A 17,527-nucleotide genomic window follows, 5' to 3' on the forward strand; every position below is an offset into this window, starting at 1 on the left:
GCGGGGAATCTGTTCCCCGCGGCTTTTCTTTAAGCTGGCTTACTCCAAATTTTTTCGGCTAAAGATTTATAGGCTTTTGCTCTGAACGTGATTTGGTCATTACCAAATTCCGGGTATGGCTCGAAACTGATATCTGGATTTTCAGAAAAGTACCTAGTTACATTGGGGTTGTTTTTATAAAATTCGGAAGCCAGGGTCTGGGAAAGAATGTTTTCGGTTGCGTAAGCGGCCAGCTTGTCTTTGTAGCTGGAATCTTTAAGGGATCGATTTCTTGATCGTGAGAGTAGAACCAGTGCGCCTATTGAATCTCTGCTCTCTTCATACTGTTTGCTGTCAGCGAAGCCGTGGTTATTGGGTAGCTTGGCTGTGTCAAATTTAGCTAGCAGCAAGTGTTCGATATCAAAGGTTTTGGCGCCTTTGTCTCGTTGCCAGTATCCGATAAAGCCTACCTTATTAGTAAGTAGAAGCTCGATTTCCAAGTGGGAAGCTATGCGGGCCAGCACGTACAGCAAATCAGATCGATCTGCGTACGCATACTTCATCGATGGTACTGCTTGAATGCCTGTGAAGTATTCATCCCACGTGTGTTGGATGTAAGCCAGTAGCGCGTCGTAGTCTTTGTTACGTAGATTTCGTGTCAGATCAAAAGAGAGAGATTTCAGATTGTCGTAATTGTTCTCCTTTCCTTCGATTGCGCGAGATGTAAGTATTAAGTCAATAAGTCTGGCGGTTAGGTTTATTTTCTTTTTCCATGCTTCTGTTGTATCTGCCAGGTCTATGCATGCAAGCAGTACTTGCGATTGGAAGCTGAATTTTCGAGCGGCGTTGTAGTAAATGCTCTCGAGCCCTGGGATCATGTTCTCCTCCGCCTCTTTTATCTTTAGATAAATTTCGGCGTATTTAGGGAGCTGGTCTTTGGCGAATTTTAAATAATCATCTGAAGTTCGAATTTTCAGTTTCTGGCTATTCTCCTCAAACCAGCGATGGTACGCATCGCCAATCATGTCGAAATCACCTGGCGCGTCATCTTTCTTCTTGCCGCGCATGGACTCGGCCCATCGAGCTCGGAGTAGACTTCTGAAAAACAGTGAATCTTCTTCGCTGCCATGTTTCCGCAGTTGGTACATCGTTTCTATCCACACAGCGTGACTAGCGCGACTGTCTGTTGCGTCATTTATCTGGGAAAGTATTTTTCCTTTCAATAGATCGATAGGGCCGAGTCGAAGTCCGCGATCATTCATTGTTACGAACACGCGGTGAGCTTCCGTCTCGGTTTCCACGGAAATTTCAATGAGCTGTACTTTTTCGACTAGATAGTCCATGAAGAAAGTTATATTTTCTTTCACGGTCGAGTCGAGTGCATCGCCGACGCTGCGAAGGGCCTCTAGTATCTTTTTGTCGCCGTCGTCTATGCCGGCAACATCTTCGGCTGCCGCAACAGCTTCGTCATAATTCTTGTCTTCATCTATGTAGTTATCGAAGATTGCCTTTCTGGCGGCTGTAAATTCAATGCTGTAGTCGAGTTCGCCGTAGTTTACTCGGCCAAGCAAGCCTTTTAGATCTGGAGGGTCTTTTACATCTCCGTCTTTAGCGTATCGCCCAAGAAACGCGATCAGCAGAAATAAAGATGTTAGGCGTTGTTGTCCGTCGATGAGAGGCTTCTTTCCGCTAACTTCTCCTGCCGTTATTATCGATCCTAGGAAGTAGGGGGGGTAGCCGGAGACGTCTCTACGTCCGTGAGTAGGCTCGTAAGAGGATAAAAAGGCTTGCTGAATATCATTGAGCATCTCTAAAAAATGACTGTTCTCCCATTTGTACTCACGCTGGAAGTATGGGAGGGAGTAATGATGCTGAAAACATTGGCGAGTGCTTAGCGATGCGGGTGTTATATACGCCATGGCTACTATTCCCCTGTTGACGTCTTGGTTAGGGCACAGCGTATCCAACTTGCAGGACGCAAGGCGGTACGTAATTCGCTTGAGATGACGGCCATGCTGTGCGCCCCCTTGTCATCATCTGCCTGCTACAGCAGGCATCGAGGCGAGGTGGGGGTTAGGGTTAGCCCAAAATGGGTTATTTGCCCTTGGCCTATAGGCTTGTGCGGTGCCTGCCGCCATTGCCAAGCCCGAGTACCTACGTCTGCGACAGCTTCTGGTCGAGGCTCGCGAGCGAGCAGGGCTGACTCAAGCGCAAGTCGCAGAGAAGCTTAAACGTGCTCAGTCGTTCGTATCGAAGTACGAATTAGGAGAGCGCAGACTCGACGTCATCGACTTCCTTCAGGTGTGTGCCTGTTTGTCGATAGATCCTGGCGAGGTCCTTCGTCAGGTTACGAACTCCAAAAAATGAGCTGAGCGACCCAAATTCTATGTGTGCTGCTTGCGAATAGCCCAATTTGGGATAAAATTATCCCGAATTGGGCTATTCTGGTTCAGTTACCGGGCCGTCACGTGTGACACCGGACTTGGAAGGAGCCGCATATGCAGCAGCGTAATGCCCTTCGGTTGGCAGTGAAGTCACCGAAACATTTGAGAGGGGGAGGTTCATCAGAGAATGCAGTTCAAGACTGGGCAGATGCTCTCGGTGTTCCCCGTGCTTACCTTTACGCTGACAACAGCAACTTGGCCGAAGTCATCCTTGCCTTCAGCCTCCTCCCCGAGCGCGAGCAGCGCAGCCTCGCAGTGGAGTTGAAGGCACGGGTAAGTCCGTCGGCGCCGAAGTCGCACCCCAAGCGTCGAGCGCCGGCCGCGCGTCCTGCGCGCTAACCCGATTCGCCCACGGCCTCCTCGCGTGAGGCTCGGCATTTGCCCGTGGAAGTCCGAGGTTCCCGCATTTCGCTGAGCCAGCTCTATATCCTTCCAATTTCCCGGATCACGGAATGGATCATGGCTGGCATCGGTACACTGACTTCCTTCAAGTTCGTACACGCGATCTATACCTACGGACTGACGCCCAAGGCCGAGCGTGAGGGCAGGGCTGCGCTTACGGTTCCCGAGCGCGTCGTCCTGTTGGCGTGGTGGGCCAGGGGCGTGATCGTCGAGGGCGGATTCGCGCAGTTGTATGCGTCGTCCGCCGACCTCGACGAGGTGGCGGACGCATTCAAGGCGGTGGGCGCCGAGGCGGCGTGGCAAGCCTGTCTGGATGCAAAGGCCGTGTTCCCCGACGGCCTGCCGCCCGGCAAACCCGATGAGCGAGCCGAACGGATGAATCCGCTTGCGTCCGGCGATGAGGCCGGCGCGCTTTGGGACGCGCAAGACCGTGCCGTGCGTTCGCTTGGCGAGGCGTTCGACGACTGGGTGGCGGCGTATGTTCGGGAGCATCAGGAATCGTTCGTCCGCTCGCTGGTTTCGCCTTGGGTGACGTTCTTCCATGGGGCCGAGTCGGCCGGTCTCTTCGAGGCGCCCGGCCCCGATAAGCCTGGTGTCTATCCATACGAAGCCAATCGCGGTCCGGCGCATTACGAGATGGGGCTGGCGCTCGAGAGCGAAGGCAGCGCCTGGTGCTGGTTGCGGCAGAAGGACGGGACGCGGCTGCGGTTCCGCGTGGTCGGCCGGCACGATGGCGGCTTGGTGCTTGAGGACTTCTCACCAGAGTGACGAGCGCCCCGCCGCGAGGCGGGCGCGAAGCCGACGCGCCTGCCGGCCCCCTCGTCTCCTGCAGGTGCTCCCGCCACGGCGGCTTTGCTCCGGACGTTCATAGACCCCGTCAGCGCCTCGCACAGCCGGACGTGCACAAGTTTTGAGTCTTTTTTCCATTCGCGAAGCCAAAAAAGCTTCACGCGAGTCGTGAATTGCCTTATCGATGGACAAAATTGGTTCTCGCGAGTCCCTTCTTGGCTCAAGCGAGTCCGAAATTTCCTCACGCAAGTCCCGTTTTGCTCTATCGATGTCGCAAATTCGCTTACGCGAGTCCCGAAAAGCTCCTCGCTTAAGCCGATTTTCTTCATGCGAGCCCCGAATTTGCTTGGCGTTGAGCGAAAGAGGCTCACGCGAAGCCGCGCGAGGCTCAACGCAGAGCAAAAACGGCTTGCGCGAGACTAAGCGAAGCTCTCCGGAGGGCAAAAAATCCTTACTTGAGTCGTAGCGTGTCGCTTCGGAGCCACGCGTCGCGAAGAAGCGCCGCCGGACCGGTGCACGCGACAGCGGAATCCGCCTACGAAATCGTCCTCCGGCCCGGCACATGCATCGTGTACTCCGATGACATGAGCTGGCACTGATGTGCTGATTCAGCAGCGGCGAAGGCGGTTCGGGTCTGGCAGTAACCAACGGGTACTTCCCGCCGGGGTCCGGGCGGCCTAAGGTAGCCGCCAGCGTCACAGGAGAAAGCGCATGCGATTCGCTCAGGGACGTTCAGGTCGTGGCTTGGCTCAACGGCTTTTGCGAACCGTGGTGCTGGCAGGGGTAATGACCTCGCTCTTCGCTTGCGCCACCGAGGCGGAACCACCGGCGCCGAGTGTGTCCCCCGCAGCCGCGCAGATTTCCCCAAAACCGCCCGAATCGCGTCAGGCGTCGGTGGCGAAGAGCGCGCATGGCGCATTCGCTTGCCCATCCCAGCAGTTCGATGTGTTCCTGAAAGAGTTCGTCAACAGCGCGGATCTGCAGGACACGTTTTCGGCGCGCCGTATCCGCCATAAGTATCCCTACTACTGGAAGCACAACACCCAGCCCGGCGATCCGGCGCACCCGAAGTGGGTGGTGGATGAGGAGGCCGGTCCGGCACGGGTCAAGTACCGCTACGACGCGGCGAGCGAGCGTTTCATATGGTCGGGCAAGAAGCTGAAGCCGGGCCAGCGATGGAACAGCATTCAAGCGGACGAAACGGACGTGTCTTACGCCGGGCTTCCTCTCTTCCGCATCCGCCGCGTGACGGATGTCCGCTATGAGGTCGAGTACGACGAGGGCGATATCGACACCTACGAGTTGACCTCTGGCTGCTGGCGCTTTGTGGAACGTTGGGAGCGCGAAGCGATCGTAGAGTGCAAGTGGCCGGACGAGTGCCGCGCACAGCGCGAGCATGAGGCGCCAATGAGGTGAGGTTCTTTCGGCAGCTGGAAGGGGGCGATCATGGACGATGGGGAAGGCACGCCGTATCGGGTCGAACAATTGGGCCCACCGCGTGGACGTGCGGGCTTGCAGGTCAATGAGCCGGTTGCGGACTTCGATGGCTTAGCCACGCATCACCCTGGCGACAACAGGCGGGCGCGACTGCAAAACGGTTTGGTCGTGGATGGGCAGTCCGGGCGGCTCCACGCGTTCATCAGCGGCGAGATCCAGGAAATCGAGATGGCCCGCGGTGGTCGCGATTTCCAGGGGTTGAAACCGGATCAAGTCCTGCTGAAAAAGGACTTTCTTCTCGAGGACTCCACCAAGCCCCGCGGCGCCGGCCGCGATGTGGATGTGCCGTCGCCTATGGACGGCTATGTCCAAAGAGTCAGTCGAAGCCAAGGGTTGGTCGATATCTACGACCGCAAGGATGGCGACCTGATCGCTCGCGTGCGGCATATGAGCAAGATTCCCGATCTGGAGGGCAAGCAGGTCGTTTACGGTCAGACGCTGGGTCAGCAGGACGATGTCGCTACCAAAGGCAAGCACGTCCACCTGGAGATGGACACCCGTTACTACCGGCAGTTCGAGAACTACGTTGCCGATTTGACGGAGGGACGGTTCAAGTTGGAGCCCGAGCATCGGGCCGGCATTCGCCCTCGGGCCGTGGTGGACGACGGCGCATTGCGGTTAGGGGAGTCCAGTTCGCGCATCCGCGATGTGCAGGAGCATCTGAACCGTTTGGGCCACATCGGTGCAGACGGCGATCCGTTGGAGGTCGATGGCGTGTATCGCTTGAACATGCAACGTGCGGTGCTCGATTACCAGCGTGAGCAATGCGTGCCGCAGACCGGCGATATCGATAGGCACATGTTGCAAGGCATCCCTGCGAAAGCGCCGCCGACGTTCGACCCCGCGCTCGAGGGGATCTCGCCCCAGGAGGCGCCATTCGCTCCGATGCCTCATCCGTTTGGAGTGGGAGCGGACGACCGTCCATGCGCGCCACCGACCCCGAGACAGATCGAAGAAGCCGGTGAGCGCCGTAGGCCGCTCGATCCCGTGTTCTCCGCAACCTCATCGCCGGGAATGAGCGATGCTCTGGTGCAATCTTTGCGAGAGCGATTGCCGCGGGCGTTTTCCGTTCAAGGCGCGGTTCCGGCGGATGCGGATATGGATCGGATTGCTGTGTGCTTGGCGGTCGAATGCCGCCGTCAAGGTATCGATCGTCCGGATCACGTCGTTGTTGGGAACCCAGCGGCCGATGGTTCTGGGCGCCATGTATTCGCGGTCGTGGGAGACTTGGCCGATCCGGCGAATCGCCGTGTCGATGTGGCAGGCCAGGCTGCGGCGCGGACCGCTGTCGAGGAGTCGCTGGGCAAGCTGGAGGAGATCAAGGCTCCGATGTTTGATATAGCTCAAGAGACAGCGGTGCAGGAACTACAGAAAAGCCCGCTGGTACGGGGCTAACGAGGCAATGGTCGCTGCGATTCCTGGGGGGCAGCTACAGCGGTTTTGGTACGCGTAGCCCCAAACCGGGATACGCTTCCGCGCGGACCATGCCGCCTCCGAACCGATGACCGCCCAACGACCCTATCGCCTCACCAACGAATGCGAAGCCTTGGACTTCTCCGGTCTGCACTTGTACCGGGTCCTGGCGCATGTGCCCGACAGCGAATCGGGTTGGGACATGCGGCAAAGCTACCGTACGCTGGCGACGCCGAGCCCGGACACGAAGATCCGGTGCTCGGCGCTGTGGTCCGGTTATATCCCGGTCTACCGAGTGGATGCGCAGGCTCGGTTCTGGCTGGTGGAATTCATCTATCCCCTTGAGAAGGAGCGGCCGCCCGAGAGCGTGAACGAGCCGATCCAGGGCGATGCATGGCTTTTTTTCTGCGAGCGGTTCGGCGGGCCGGCCGTGCATGTCCCCGTCAAGGACGGCGCCGTGCGAGGGCGGGAGGAATGGATGTTTCAGTTGGACCGGGAGCGTTTTGTGGTGGGGAGCGAACTGGAAGCCGGAGCGTGGCCTCCTTCGTCGAATGGGCGTCGATACTTCTAGAGAGCCGGCGGAAGGCTGGATTCGCTTTGTACGAGCTTCTACCCGCTTTACAAGTATCGCACTTGCGAACGCCAGCTAATTCGCAGGCGTTGCGGATGCGGTGCCGGGTGAGCGAGTCTTTCCAGCGGCCGTGCCCCACCTGCCCGGGCCCAAGGAACTGGAGACAGACGCCATGATCGCCTACCGCTTTGGTCCGCACAGCGCCGACGAACTGAGCTTTTGGTTCGATCGAGTCGGCGCCGAAGCCATGCTGGCCGCCATGCGGGCTCTCGCATCGGCGGATCGGGAGGAGGCCAGCGAGGATCTCGTGGCGACGCGCCTGCATGAGGCCTCGGTCGCTGTGGCCCGCATCGTGCTGGCGCGCTCGGCCGAGGATGCGATCGTCAAGTCCGAGACCGCGGTGCGCTTGTCAATGGCTGATGAAACCATCGACTACGCGATGTTCAAACTGCGCGAATTTCTCGCCACTGGCGATTTCTCGCCGGCCGAGTTCGCGGCCTTCGTGCGCGAGGGCCGCAAATACGACACCCAGGTCTATTTCTGCAGGCTCGACGAGCAGACCGCGCTGCGCGCCGGCGGGTGACGGCTTCAGGCCGATGCGGGGCCGTTGCCATCTGTGACCGAACGCAGATAACGCGCGCCTGATCGGTGTCTCGCCCATGCCATGATGAATCGCCCGCGCAGTGGAAGCGCATGGTGCGCTTCGGCTGGCGGCGCTCATCGTCATTCAAGGAGGAAGTACATGCTTGGCAAGAAGCTGAAAGTCCTGGCCGCGGGCCTGTTCGCTCTTGGGGTGTCCACGTCGGCGCATGCGGCCCTGGTCCAGACCGTGCGCCATACGACGATCTGGGGTTTCCCCGCGCCGCACAGCCGAGACGTGGATGTGTGGTGCGAGCCCGGGGAAGTGGCGACGGGCGGCGGCTACAAGACCTTCGATGCGCTCGATCTTTACATCTCCAAGAGCGCGCCGATCTCGAACAATGGCGTGCAGGGTTGGGGCATTCGCTATACCAGCGCCTATCCCTCGCCGGACAGTGCCATCATCGCGACGGCTTATGTGGTCTGTCTGAAGCAGCAGTAAGCTGCTGCGTGGACCATTGCGGTTAGGTCGGAACGGCGTCGCGGAAGCGGCGCCGTTTCTTGCGCGCGGCGCGCGGTCGAGCGGGGCCGTTTGTGATGAGAGGGTGTGGTTCCCGCGTTTTCGGGCCGATGCGTCAGTGCGGCCTGAGCGTAAGGCGTCGGGACTAAAGTCCCTCCCACAGTGGGCCGGCTCGTGTGGGAGGGGCTTTAGCCCCGACGCTTTCGGGTCCGATGCGGCGAGGCGACCTGAGCGAAAGGCATCGGGACTGAAGTCCCTCCCGCGTCAATGCGCGTGGCCGTTGCGCTTGAGGTAGGCCGCGGCGAACGGGTCGAGTTCCATGTCGCCGAGGTCGGCGTAGTCGGTCTCGCGGTAGTCGCCGGTGGCGGTGAAGGCGGTTTGCGGGCCGACACGTTCGAGCTTGACCAGCTTCAGTTCGTAGAAACCGGTATCGCCCGCCTTCGGTTTCGCCGGGCCGGTGCGGTAGTACGCCGGCAGGCCTTCGGCGGACAGCCATTCCAGTGCGATCGCTTGGCCTTCCGCGCTTTCGCCGCGATAGCGTTCCGCGCTCAGCCCCAACACCTTGGCCGAGCCGTCGCGCTTGAGCTTGTCGCGCAGTTGCGGGTTGATCGGGCTCGCCAATTGCTCCCACTGCGGCATGCGGCCGGTGGTGCGCAGGTCGCCGGGCGCCCAGGCGACGCTGCGCTTTTCCGCGGCGAACAGTTCCAGGCGGGCGATGCCGTCGGGCGTCTGTCGCCACAGTTCGGCGGGTTCGCCGGGCTGGCGGTATTCGATGCGGTCGGCGCTGCGCACCAGGGTCAGGCTGCGTTCGCCGCGAGCGTCGCGCACCTTGTATTCGGCGACCAAGGCTTGCGTGTCCGGCACGGTCGCGGACGCCGCGACGGTGTCGGCCGGCGCCGCGTTCGTCGCGACCGCGTCGCCGGCCCACGCGGGGCCGGCGAGCGCGCACACGAGAACGAGCGCAAGGCCGCTACTCGTCGCGACCCGCCGCACCACGGCGGCGGGTCGCTTCATTGCGGGACGCATCACTGCACGAACCATGGCGGCCCGACCGATCAAAACCCGACCGATCACAGCTTGGCCTGATTGCGCGCCATACCCGCGCGCAGATCCTCTTCCATCAGCGGCGCGGCCAGCGCGCCGCGGCCGCGCGGGAAGCCGTTGTTGCAGTAGCCGAACAGGGTGCACAGGAACACGCTGGTGTTGCGCTGCGACTGGGCCATGACGTGGAAGATCGTGTTCTGTTCGACCACGCCCTGGAACGCGTGCGCGCCGGGGCCGCGGGCGTAGATGCCGACGTCTTCGGCGGCGTGGGTCTCGTCGCCGAGCGGCACGGCCGCTTCCTGCAGGAAATCCGGGTGCGCGGTGTCGATGCCGCTCAGGTCCGGACGCGCGTTCGGGCCGCGGTAGCCGGGGCCGTTGACGTAGCCGAGCGTGGTGTAGGGCTTGCCGTTCTTGTCCAGCGCCAGCTGGCCGTTGGTGACGACCTTGCCGAGGATGTCGTTGCCGCGGTCCGGGTAGCCGGCGACGGTGAAGGTGTGGCTGTGGTCGGCGGTGACGATGATCAGCGTGTCGCGCTCGTCGGTCTTCTTCAGCGCGGCGCGCACGGCGTCGGACAGGGCGATGGCGTCGGTCAGCGCGCGGCTGGCGTTGCCCGCGTGGTGGGCGTGGTCGACGCGGCCGCCTTCGACCATCAGGAAATAGCCCTTGCGGCTGTTGTTGCTGAGCACGTCGATGGCCTTGGAGGTCATCTCGGCCAGGCTCGGTTCCTTGCCGGTGTCCTTGGCGCGGTCCTGCTCGTATTCCATGTGCGAGCGTTCGAACAGGCCGAGCAGGTGGCGGGTGCGGCGCGGGTCGATCGCGTCGAACTGGGCCTTGTTCCAGACGTAGTTCGCGCCGGGGCGCTTGCTCCATTCCTGCGGCAGGTTGCGGCCATCCTTGCGGCGGCCGGCGGCGCCGGCGTCTTCCGGGTCGCTGACGGTGCTGGGCAGGAAGTAGCTGCGGCCGCCGCCGAGCGCGACTTCCAGGCCGTCGCCGTAGGGGAATTCGATCAGCTGGCGGGCGATGTCCTTGCAGCCGTTGGCCTTGGCCTCGGCGCTGAGTTCGGCGTCGCTTTCCCAGTCGCGATTCGGCGTGTGCGCGTAGGTCGCCGCCGGGGTCGCGTGGGTGATGCGCGCGGTGCTGACGATGCCGGTGGCCAGGCCCAGCGCCTCGGACAGTTCCAGCATGGTCACCACGCCCTGGCCGCGCGCGGACGCGCAGTCCCCGTACTTGGCCTTCTGGGTCACGCTGAGCACGCCCTGGTTGGTCTTGATGCCGGTGACCATCGCGGTCATGGTCGGCGCCGAGTCCGGGGTCTGGCCGTCGACCGAATAGGTCTTGGACAGGCTCACGTACGGCAGTTTCTCGAACGAGAGGAAGTTCTCTTCGCCGCTGCCGCCCTTGAGCTGGCCTTCGCGGATGCGCGCGGCCGCGACGGTGGAGATGCCCATGCCGTCGCCGACGAACAGGATCACGTTCTTGGCCTTGAACGGCAGCGGGCGCAGGTTGGCGCCGGCGCGCGCGGTCTCGGCGCCCTCTTCGAACCAGCGCTGCGCGCTCTCCGCGCGCGGCGGCGCCTTCGGCGCGGCCTGCTTGGGCGCGGCGACGACCGGCAGGGCGATAAGGGTGGTGCACAAGGCGGCGCCCAGGACGGTACGGACGGGCAGGGCGGAGCGATGCGAGGTGGCGCGCATGAGGGCAGGGCTCGGTGGTTCGGGGGAGCGGCCACTGTCCGGCGGCTTGATTGCAGTCGCATGACTGACTGGGAAGCGCATCGCAGAAGCGTGACCGGGATCGTGACTGCGAACGTTGCCTGCTCCGTCGTGCGGCGTACGTCCCGATTCGACTGTCCGGGTTCGCGTTCGCGCACCGATAACTTGGGCGCTTGTAACCGCAAATGTCCTTGTTGTCTCGATCCGTCCGGCATGCGCGGACGGAGCGACGCACTCGGCCAGGACGCTAGGGGGCACAAGCAATCCGTCATTTATCAAGGAAGCGAAATGAACAAGAAGTTGCTGCCTGTCGTGCTGTGTGGGTTGATCGCCGCACCGTTGTCGGCCTGGGCCGAGGATTCGGAGAAGGAAAGCCCGCCGGAGGAATGGGAGCTCGCCGAGCGCAGCGATCCGATGACCGAGCCGGTCAAGAAGTTCCTCAAGGTGCTGGAGGATCTCGACCGCCGCTATCCGGACAGCGCCAAGATCGATGTCGCCCGCTTCATGGAAACCGAAGGCGAGGCGGTGGCGCAGGCGTACTGCAACGTATTGGGTTTCGATGGCCCTTGCGTGCCCGAGGACCGCAAGGGCGACGAGGTGTTCGTCGCCTACTCGCCGGAACACAGCGCAGCCAAGCGTGCGTTGGGCTGGTGGGACTGGCTGACGATGCGTTTCACCAACGTAGGCATCATTCCTCATAACAACGCGTGCCCGGCGGGCTATGCCTGGACGGAAATCCGCATGGACGATGAGGATCGCCGAAACGCCAACCGCCGCGAGGGCTGGATCGGCGCGACCGTGTCGAACGCCAATACGTCCTGGCGTTTTTGCAAAGTCAGCACGTTCAAGTCGATGCAGTACCGGCCGCTGCCCCAGGCCGGAAACCGCTATGACTATGCGGTGCTGAACATGGGCTTGTTCTGCCCGTCCGGCGCGCGTCGCTACACGCGCATGCAGACCAACGAAGTTTGGGGTAATCAGAACGGTTCGTACGGCGGAGTATTCCCGAACTTCCGTGTTTTGAACACTTGGTTCACGCTTTATTGCCACTTCGACGGGGGAGCTTCGTCTGCTCTGGGCCACATGACGACCTTCCCGCAGCACGGTTTCGCGCACGGTGTGTTTGCTCCGCTCTCGATGCCGACGCATCCTTTGGGCGCCGGTTACGTGCACCAGGACGACGAGGATCTTGTCAACTGGAACTCGTGGTTGCTCGGCAGCCCCGACGAGATCATGGGTGGCGGGCGCAACACCTTGCGTTACCTGATGCGCGTCGAGTGAGCGTAAGGGCACGGATCTGAGGTTCGGGGTCCAAGCCTGAAGTGCGCGTCGCGCCGTGGTCTCCGTCGTTCCTTTGTGGGCGGTGGAGGTTCGCGGCGCGATTTTTCGTTCGGCCTCGCGTCGATGCGCGAGGTCCGGTTGTAGTGACTTCGCCAGTTGCGACCGCGACAACGCGCTTACGACGCAGGTGGCTATCTCGCATTCGCAATTGTCGTAGCTCTTGTATTGAGCATCGCGGGGTGGCTTGGCCGGACAATTGCTAGACTGCCGACATCTCAGTCCCGATGTCGCCATATGGCCCGGTCCCGCCCGTGCAAGCCGCTGCCCTACCGCTTGCACGCGTTGCACGAACTCGAGCGCTGGGCCGCGGGATTCGCCGGCCGTTTCCCGTCCGCGCGCGAGTTGAGCGAGCACCCGCGGTATTGGAACTGGAAGCTTCCGTTCGATGCCCGCTTGCTGCAGGGCGAGAATGCGGCGGCGCAGGCGACGCGGCGCGAGTGCGCGCAGCGCCTTATCGATGCCTGCGCCGCGCTGCTGCGGACCAAGCCGGATTGGGCGGCGGGTGTGCGGGTGACCTGCACGATCTGCGTGCCCGAGGTCTGGGGCAGCGAGTTGTGCATCTATCTCGACGAGGATTACTGGCGCAGCCATGTCGAAGCCGACGCGTCCGGGGTGGCCGCGATCGTGCCGATCCAGGGTCGCTCGCTGGCGTCCGAATGGGGGTTGGCGTTGCCGCCGGGGATGCTGGAGCGTGGCGTCGAGTGCCGGCCCGGCGATGAGTGCGCCCGCGAAGAACAGTGGCGCTATGGCGAAGTGGCGCCGGTCGGCTGAGCGGATGGTCCGCTGGTGTAGGAGGGCCTTCGGGCTCGATGCTCTTCGCTTCGATGCGACGCAGCACCTGATCGAAAGGCGTCGGGACTGAAGTCCCTCCCACGGGAGCCGCGCCTTCTGCCGGTGGTTTGCTGTAGTGGGAGGGCCTTCAGGCCCGATGCTTTCCGCTTCGATGCGGCGAAGCGGCTGATCCAAAGGCGTCGGGACTGAAGTCCCTCCCACGAGAGCCTCGCCTTCTGCTGGTGGTTTGCTGTAGTGGGAGGGCCTTCAGGCCCGACGCTTTCCGCTCCGACGCCGCGCCGCCAACCGCCCCGCGCTACTGCGCCGTCGCCTCATGCAAGTACAGCGCGATGTTGTCGAACAGCACCGCCGTCCCCTCGCGCCGTTCTTGCAGCGTCTGCAATCCATCGAAGAACGCCAGTTGCTCGGTGAACACCATGCGCGTGCCCGCGTCGCCCGGCAGGAACTGCACCGTCGCCAGCGAGGCGGTCAGTCGCTGTTCGTCCACGTCCATCGAGAAGCCGTAGACGATGCGGTGGTCTTCGACGATGTCGAGGTAATGCCCGTGGAAACGATGGATCGCGCCGCTCGGGCCGCGGTTGACGATGACTTCCTCGCCGCCGGGACGGAAGTCCATGCGGTGCTCGATCGTCGCCATGCCGTCCTGGCACACGCTCCAGGCGCGCTTGGCCTGCGGGTCGGCCCAGGCGCGGAACAGTTTGCGCGGGGAGGCGGCGTAGGTGCGTTCGATGGTGAATTCGCCGTGCTGCACGCTGCGTGCGTTCATGCCTCGTCCTCGTCGGGTTGGCTCGCCAAGTAGCGTTCGAGCGCGTCGAACTGCGATTGGTAGCGCGCCTTGCGTTCGGCGATCCAGGTCTCGACCAGGGCCAGCGCGTCGGGCGCGATGCGGTAGGTGCGCACGCGGCCGCGTTTCTCCGACGCGACGATGCCGCCGGATTCCAGCACCGCGAGGTGCTTGACCACCGACGGCAGCGCCATCGCCAGCGGCTGGGCCAGCTCCGACACCGAGGCGGGACCGGCACTGAGGCGATCAATCATCTGCCGGCGGCTGGCGTCGGCGAGGGCGTGGAACAGGCGGTCCAGTCGCGCGGGGTTGGGCTCGCGCCGGCGCGGGGCGCGGGCAGCCTGCGGGCTCATCGCTGGACCCAACCCGGCGGCAGCAGCTCGTGGAACGGATACAAGTGAAAGTAAGGCCGCGCTTCGAACAAGACGCGTTCGTACGAGGGGCGCGCCATCAAGCGGGTCAGGTAGGCCATCAGGCGCGGATGATGGCGATGGAACGGCTCGACGATCTCGGCATAGAACAGCGCCGGCGCCGCGGCGCAGTCGGCCAGGGTGAAGTCGGCGCCGCAGATCCAGTCGTCGGCGAGCTGGCGCTCGATCATGTCGTAGGCGGTCTGCAGGGTGCGTCGCGCCTGGCTCACGCCGAGATCGTCTTGGTCCTTCTTCTTGAGCATGAAGTCGGCGACGATCTTCTGCATCGGCGCCTGCACGTAGAGGTCGAAGAATCGGTCCCACAGCCGCACGTCCAGGCGTGCGTCGGCGTCGGCCGGCAGCAGCGCGCGCGGGCCGGGGTAGTGCTGCTGCAGGTACTCGACGATGATCGAGGTCTCCGGCACCGTGCGCCCGCGCGCTTCGTCGCGCAGCACCGGCATCTTGCCGACCGGCCACCGCTCCAGGAAATCGGCCTTGCCCGCGGGATCGGCGAGGTCGACCAGATGCGCCTGGAACGGCGTGTCGTTCTCGTACAGCGCGATCAACACCTTGTGGCAGAACGAGGCCAGGGGGTGCGAATACAGGTGCAAGGACATGGCGGGCTCGCGTGGCGGGGTTGATTGTTTCCCGATTGGGTAAGTATTGCCCTGGCCCTCGGGCGATTGCAAGAATAATTTCCCGATCGGCTAAGCATTGGCGGCGGCCGCGGCCCACCGGCTAGAGTCCGCGTGCGCGGCGCGGCCGCGCGGTTTCGGCACGGGCGGAGCGCGGATGCGGACGGAACGGCTGGTGGTGGCGAATGCGCGCGGCAAGTACCTGGCGTTGCTGCTGTGCGCGCTGGCGTTCGTCGCCATCGGCGCGCTGATCGTGTTGCGCCAGCCCGGCCTGGGCGGTTTCCTGATCGGCGGCGCGTCGATCGCGTTCTTCGGCGCCGGCGCGGTGCTGTTCGCGTTCCAGTTGCTCGATCGCCGGCCGCGATTGATCCTCGACGACGACGGATTGAACGACCGCACCCTCGGCGTCGGCATCATCCCGTGGCGCGATATCGCCGATGCGCGCTTGCTGACGGTGCGCGGCCACGCGTTCGTCTGTTTGGAACTGCGCAACCCCGAGCATTGGACGGACAAGCTGTCGCCGCGCCAGCGACGCCTGGCCGCGCTCAACCAGCGCATGGGCTACGCGATGCTCAACGTGAATCTGGCGGGCGCGGCGGTCGATCCGCAGGCGGTCTTGCAGCGGATCCTCACGTATTCGGCGATGTACGAGCCGGGCAGGGGTTGAGCGTCGCCGTTGGGTCCGGTGAACCGCGCTGCCGCGTCGTCGATTGTTTTGGCACACTGAACGCCGCACCGGATACGCGACACTGCGCGAATGGACATCGCCTTGCTGCAAGACACGCTCGCCATCGTCAGCCGCCGCATCGGCGTGGCGGTGTACGACTTCGATTTCGCCTTGTATTTCCGCTGCAGCCATCCCTCGTTCTTCGCGCCGGAGACGCCCTGCGTGTTGCGCGTCGGCGCGGTCGAAGACTACGCCGTGCGCTATGCCGAGTTGACGGAACTGGGCCTGCGCCCGGTCAACTCGCCGGCCGAACACGACCGCGCCAGCGAGCTGGAGCATTGGTATCCCTTGCTGCGGGAGATGACCCCGCGTACCCAGGTGTTCGACGCCTTGCCGCCAGCGGAGCGCATCGAAGCCGAATTCGCCTGGCCGATCTTCCTCAAAGGCTCGCGCCAGACCAGCAAGCACAACGCCAAGCTGTCGGTGATCGGCGACCGCGAGCACTACGCCTGGGCGGTGGAACAGTATCGGCGCGATCCGGTGCTGCATTGGCAGCGCCCGGCGGTGCGCGAGTTCGTGCCGCTGGCGCCGGTCGCCGGCGGCATCGCCGGCAAGGTGCCGGCCTCGCTGGAGTTCCGCAGTTTCTGGTGGCGCGGGCGCTGCGTGGGCTGGGGACGCTATTGGCATCAGGCCCCGCCTTACGCCTGCGACGACATCGAAGCTGGGCTGGCGCTGGCCGCCGAGGCGGCGCGGCGGCTGCGGGTGCCGTTGCTGGTGGTGGACTTCGCCAAGACCGCGGATGGGCGCTGGATCGTGATCGAATGCAACGACGGCCAGGAGTCGGGCTATGCCGCCGCGTCGCCGCGGGCGATATGGGACGCGGTGTTGGCCTGCGAAGCCGGCGCCGATGGCGCGCGCGCGCGATGAGCGCGCTGCGGGGCGGCGGCGCTGGCGTTCGCGACCGGCGGCTGCGGCGTGCTGGATTCGCGCGAGCTGTGGTCGTCGGGACGGTACGTGGTGCTGTGGATCGACGCGCCCGACCAGGCGCACCTGGCCTATCGCATCGACGACACCACGACGATGGGCCTGTCCGATCCCTGCGTGTCGGCCGTGGCCGAGAACGCGGACTACATCGCGATCGGACAGCGGCCGCCGCAATCGACCAAGCGCCCGCTCTATCAACTCTTCGCCAAGCGCGTGCCCGCGCCGCGCACGCCGGCGGCGACGCCGCTCGGCGAGCCGATGCCGCAGCGTAGCTACGAGCCGCTGGCGTGGCGGCTCGGGCTGCCGCCGATGCAGGCGCTGGGCGTGTGGGACGCCTGCGGTTGGGAGAACTGAGGCGCGGGTCCGGCCGTGCCGTGCGGCGGTCGACACTCCACCGCGAACGCGGTCACAATGCGTTGGCGCTGCGATGGGGCGGCGAAAGGGGACACCGCATGGCCGGCCGCGCGCATCCGATGCAGGCGAAGTACCTGTTGGCGCGGACCGCGCTGCGGGACGCGACCTGGTTCTTCGACACCTTCGGCGGCGCCGACGGCAGCGGCTGCCTGGCGCGTTTCTGGGAACTGGTCGGCAGCGAGTTGCCCGAGCACGAGCGGGTCGCCGCGCAGGGGTTGGCGGCGCAGGGCCTGGCCCTGGACGACGGCTCGCCGGCGCTGTTGCTGAGCCTGCCCGCGCCGGAACGCAACGATGCCCATTTCGTCGCCGCGGTCGCCGGCTCCGGCGGCGTCCGGGTGTTCTGCCTGGAGCGTTCGCTGAGTTTCCCCGAGCAGCGCGAGTGCACGGTCATCGCCGAATTGGCCGCGGACCATCGAGCGAATTGGGGCCACGGCCCCGCGGCGGACGCTGGGGCGTTCCTGGCGGCGGTGGAGGCGATCGTCTCCGGCGCGCGGCCGGGGCCGATGGCGACGGTGCCGATGCAGCTGGCGTAAGCGCGGGCGCAATGCGGCGC

19 protein-coding genes and 2 pseudogenes are annotated in these 17,527 nt (G+C 63.6%); 13 read left to right on the forward strand and 8 right to left on the reverse strand.

Going from position 1 to position 17,527, the window contains the following annotated elements; all coding sequences use genetic code 11:
- Positions 1 to 29: 29 nt before the first annotated feature.
- Complete coding sequence (locus JHW41_RS04275) at positions 30 to 1,898, reverse strand: DUF262 domain-containing protein (RefSeq protein WP_250449145.1); 1,869 nt, start codon at positions 1,896 to 1,898, stop codon at positions 30 to 32.
- A 205-nt stretch (positions 1,899 to 2,103) separates the two neighbouring features.
- Between JHW41_RS04275 and JHW41_RS04280 the strand changes: the two genes are divergently transcribed.
- From JHW41_RS04280 to JHW41_RS04310, 7 genes are all read left to right on the forward strand, one after another.
- Positions 2,104 to 2,346: a helix-turn-helix domain-containing protein gene (locus tag JHW41_RS04280; protein ID WP_250449146.1), complete on the forward strand. Its 243-nt coding sequence runs from the start codon at positions 2,104 to 2,106 to the stop codon at positions 2,344 to 2,346.
- A 536-nt stretch (positions 2,347 to 2,882) separates the two neighbouring features.
- Positions 2,883 to 3,593 (forward strand): DMP19 family protein, encoded by a 711-nt coding sequence (locus JHW41_RS04285; protein WP_250449147.1) that lies wholly within the window; start codon positions 2,883 to 2,885, stop codon positions 3,591 to 3,593.
- Between the two features lie 807 nt (positions 3,594 to 4,400).
- Positions 4,401 to 5,030 (forward strand): hypothetical protein, encoded by a 630-nt coding sequence (locus JHW41_RS04290; RefSeq protein ID WP_250449148.1) that lies wholly within the window; start codon positions 4,401 to 4,403, stop codon positions 5,028 to 5,030.
- Positions 5,031 to 5,060: 30 nt separating this feature from the next.
- Positions 5,061 to 6,506, forward strand: a complete 1,446-nt coding sequence (locus JHW41_RS04295; protein ID WP_250449149.1) for a peptidoglycan-binding domain-containing protein — start codon at positions 5,061 to 5,063, stop codon at positions 6,504 to 6,506.
- A 106-nt stretch (positions 6,507 to 6,612) separates the two neighbouring features.
- On the forward strand, positions 6,613 to 7,095 hold the full coding sequence (locus tag JHW41_RS04300; RefSeq protein ID WP_250449150.1) for a hypothetical protein: 483 nt from the start codon (positions 6,613 to 6,615) through the stop codon (positions 7,093 to 7,095).
- Between the two features lie 172 nt (positions 7,096 to 7,267).
- Positions 7,268 to 7,678, forward strand: a complete 411-nt coding sequence (locus JHW41_RS04305; RefSeq protein WP_250449151.1) for a hypothetical protein — start codon at positions 7,268 to 7,270, stop codon at positions 7,676 to 7,678.
- 159 nt (positions 7,679 to 7,837) lie between these two features.
- Positions 7,838 to 8,176 carry a hypothetical protein gene (locus tag JHW41_RS04310; RefSeq protein ID WP_250449152.1) on the forward strand — a complete coding sequence of 113 codons (339 nt, stop codon included), beginning with the start codon at positions 7,838 to 7,840 and terminating at the stop codon, positions 8,174 to 8,176.
- A gap of 282 nt (positions 8,177 to 8,458) precedes the next feature.
- Here the strand turns inward: JHW41_RS04310 and JHW41_RS04315 are convergent, their stop codons facing one another.
- Together JHW41_RS04315 and JHW41_RS04320 are read right to left on the reverse strand one after the other, a co-directional pair.
- Positions 8,459 to 9,208, reverse strand: coding sequence for a hypothetical protein (locus tag JHW41_RS04315; RefSeq protein ID WP_250449153.1), 750 nt, complete (start codon positions 9,206 to 9,208; stop codon positions 8,459 to 8,461).
- A gap of 56 nt (positions 9,209 to 9,264) precedes the next feature.
- The gene (locus JHW41_RS04320) at positions 9,265 to 10,929 is read right to left on the reverse strand and encodes an alkaline phosphatase (protein WP_250449154.1); all 1,665 of its coding nucleotides are present in this window, start codon (positions 10,927 to 10,929) and stop codon (positions 9,265 to 9,267) included.
- 306 nt (positions 10,930 to 11,235) lie between these two features.
- Between JHW41_RS04320 and JHW41_RS04325 the strand changes: the two genes are divergently transcribed.
- Together JHW41_RS04325 and JHW41_RS04330 are read left to right on the forward strand one after the other, a co-directional pair.
- Positions 11,236 to 12,228 (forward strand): hypothetical protein, encoded by a 993-nt coding sequence (locus tag JHW41_RS04325; protein WP_078997151.1) that lies wholly within the window; start codon positions 11,236 to 11,238, stop codon positions 12,226 to 12,228.
- A 294-nt stretch (positions 12,229 to 12,522) separates the two neighbouring features.
- Positions 12,523 to 13,059 (forward strand): DUF3916 domain-containing protein, encoded by a 537-nt coding sequence (locus JHW41_RS04330; protein WP_250449155.1) that lies wholly within the window; start codon positions 12,523 to 12,525, stop codon positions 13,057 to 13,059.
- Between the two features lie 49 nt (positions 13,060 to 13,108).
- On the opposite strand, the pseudogene JHW41_RS26340 reads toward JHW41_RS04330, so the two are convergent.
- The 5 genes and pseudogenes from JHW41_RS26340 to JHW41_RS04345 all read right to left on the reverse strand — a co-directional run.
- Positions 13,109 to 13,162 (reverse strand): annotated as a pseudogene (locus JHW41_RS26340) (hypothetical protein); the annotation flags it as partial.
- A 65-nt stretch (positions 13,163 to 13,227) separates the two neighbouring features.
- Positions 13,228 to 13,281: pseudogene (locus JHW41_RS26345) on the reverse strand (hypothetical protein); the annotation flags it as partial.
- Positions 13,282 to 13,375: 94 nt separating this feature from the next.
- A complete protein-coding gene (locus JHW41_RS04335) occupies positions 13,376 to 13,846 on the reverse strand; it encodes an SRPBCC family protein (protein ID WP_250449156.1) in 471 nt (156 codons plus the stop codon).
- The gene (locus tag JHW41_RS04340) at positions 13,843 to 14,217 is read right to left on the reverse strand and encodes an ArsR/SmtB family transcription factor (RefSeq protein ID WP_078997148.1); all 375 of its coding nucleotides are present in this window, start codon (positions 14,215 to 14,217) and stop codon (positions 13,843 to 13,845) included. The genes JHW41_RS04335 and JHW41_RS04340 overlap by 4 nt, the downstream gene beginning before the upstream one ends.
- Entirely contained in the window at positions 14,214 to 14,891 is a 678-nt protein-coding gene (locus JHW41_RS04345; protein WP_250449157.1) for a glutathione S-transferase family protein, read from the reverse strand. Before JHW41_RS04345 ends, JHW41_RS04340 begins: the two co-directional genes overlap by 4 nt.
- Positions 14,892 to 15,066: 175 nt before the next feature.
- On the opposite strand from JHW41_RS04345, the gene JHW41_RS04350 reads away from it, so the two are divergent.
- The 4 genes from JHW41_RS04350 (at position 15,067) to JHW41_RS04365 (ending at position 17,507) form a co-directional block, all read left to right on the forward strand.
- The gene (locus JHW41_RS04350) at positions 15,067 to 15,576 is read left to right on the forward strand and encodes an STM3941 family protein (RefSeq protein ID WP_250449158.1); all 510 of its coding nucleotides are present in this window, start codon (positions 15,067 to 15,069) and stop codon (positions 15,574 to 15,576) included.
- 90 nt (positions 15,577 to 15,666) lie between these two features.
- The gene (locus JHW41_RS04355) at positions 15,667 to 16,503 is read left to right on the forward strand and encodes an ATP-grasp domain-containing protein (protein ID WP_250449159.1); all 837 of its coding nucleotides are present in this window, start codon (positions 15,667 to 15,669) and stop codon (positions 16,501 to 16,503) included.
- 48 nt (positions 16,504 to 16,551) lie between these two features.
- Positions 16,552 to 16,914, forward strand: a complete 363-nt coding sequence (locus JHW41_RS04360) for a hypothetical protein (protein WP_250449160.1) — start codon at positions 16,552 to 16,554, stop codon at positions 16,912 to 16,914.
- A gap of 98 nt (positions 16,915 to 17,012) precedes the next feature.
- A complete protein-coding gene (locus tag JHW41_RS04365; protein ID WP_078997144.1) occupies positions 17,013 to 17,507 on the forward strand; it encodes a hypothetical protein in 495 nt (164 codons plus the stop codon).
- Positions 17,508 to 17,527: the final 20 nt, after the last annotated feature.

Origin of the sequence: Lysobacter enzymogenes, assembly GCF_023617245.1 — a bacterium.
GTDB classification, from domain to species: domain Bacteria; phylum Pseudomonadota; class Gammaproteobacteria; order Xanthomonadales; family Xanthomonadaceae; genus Lysobacter; species Lysobacter yananisis.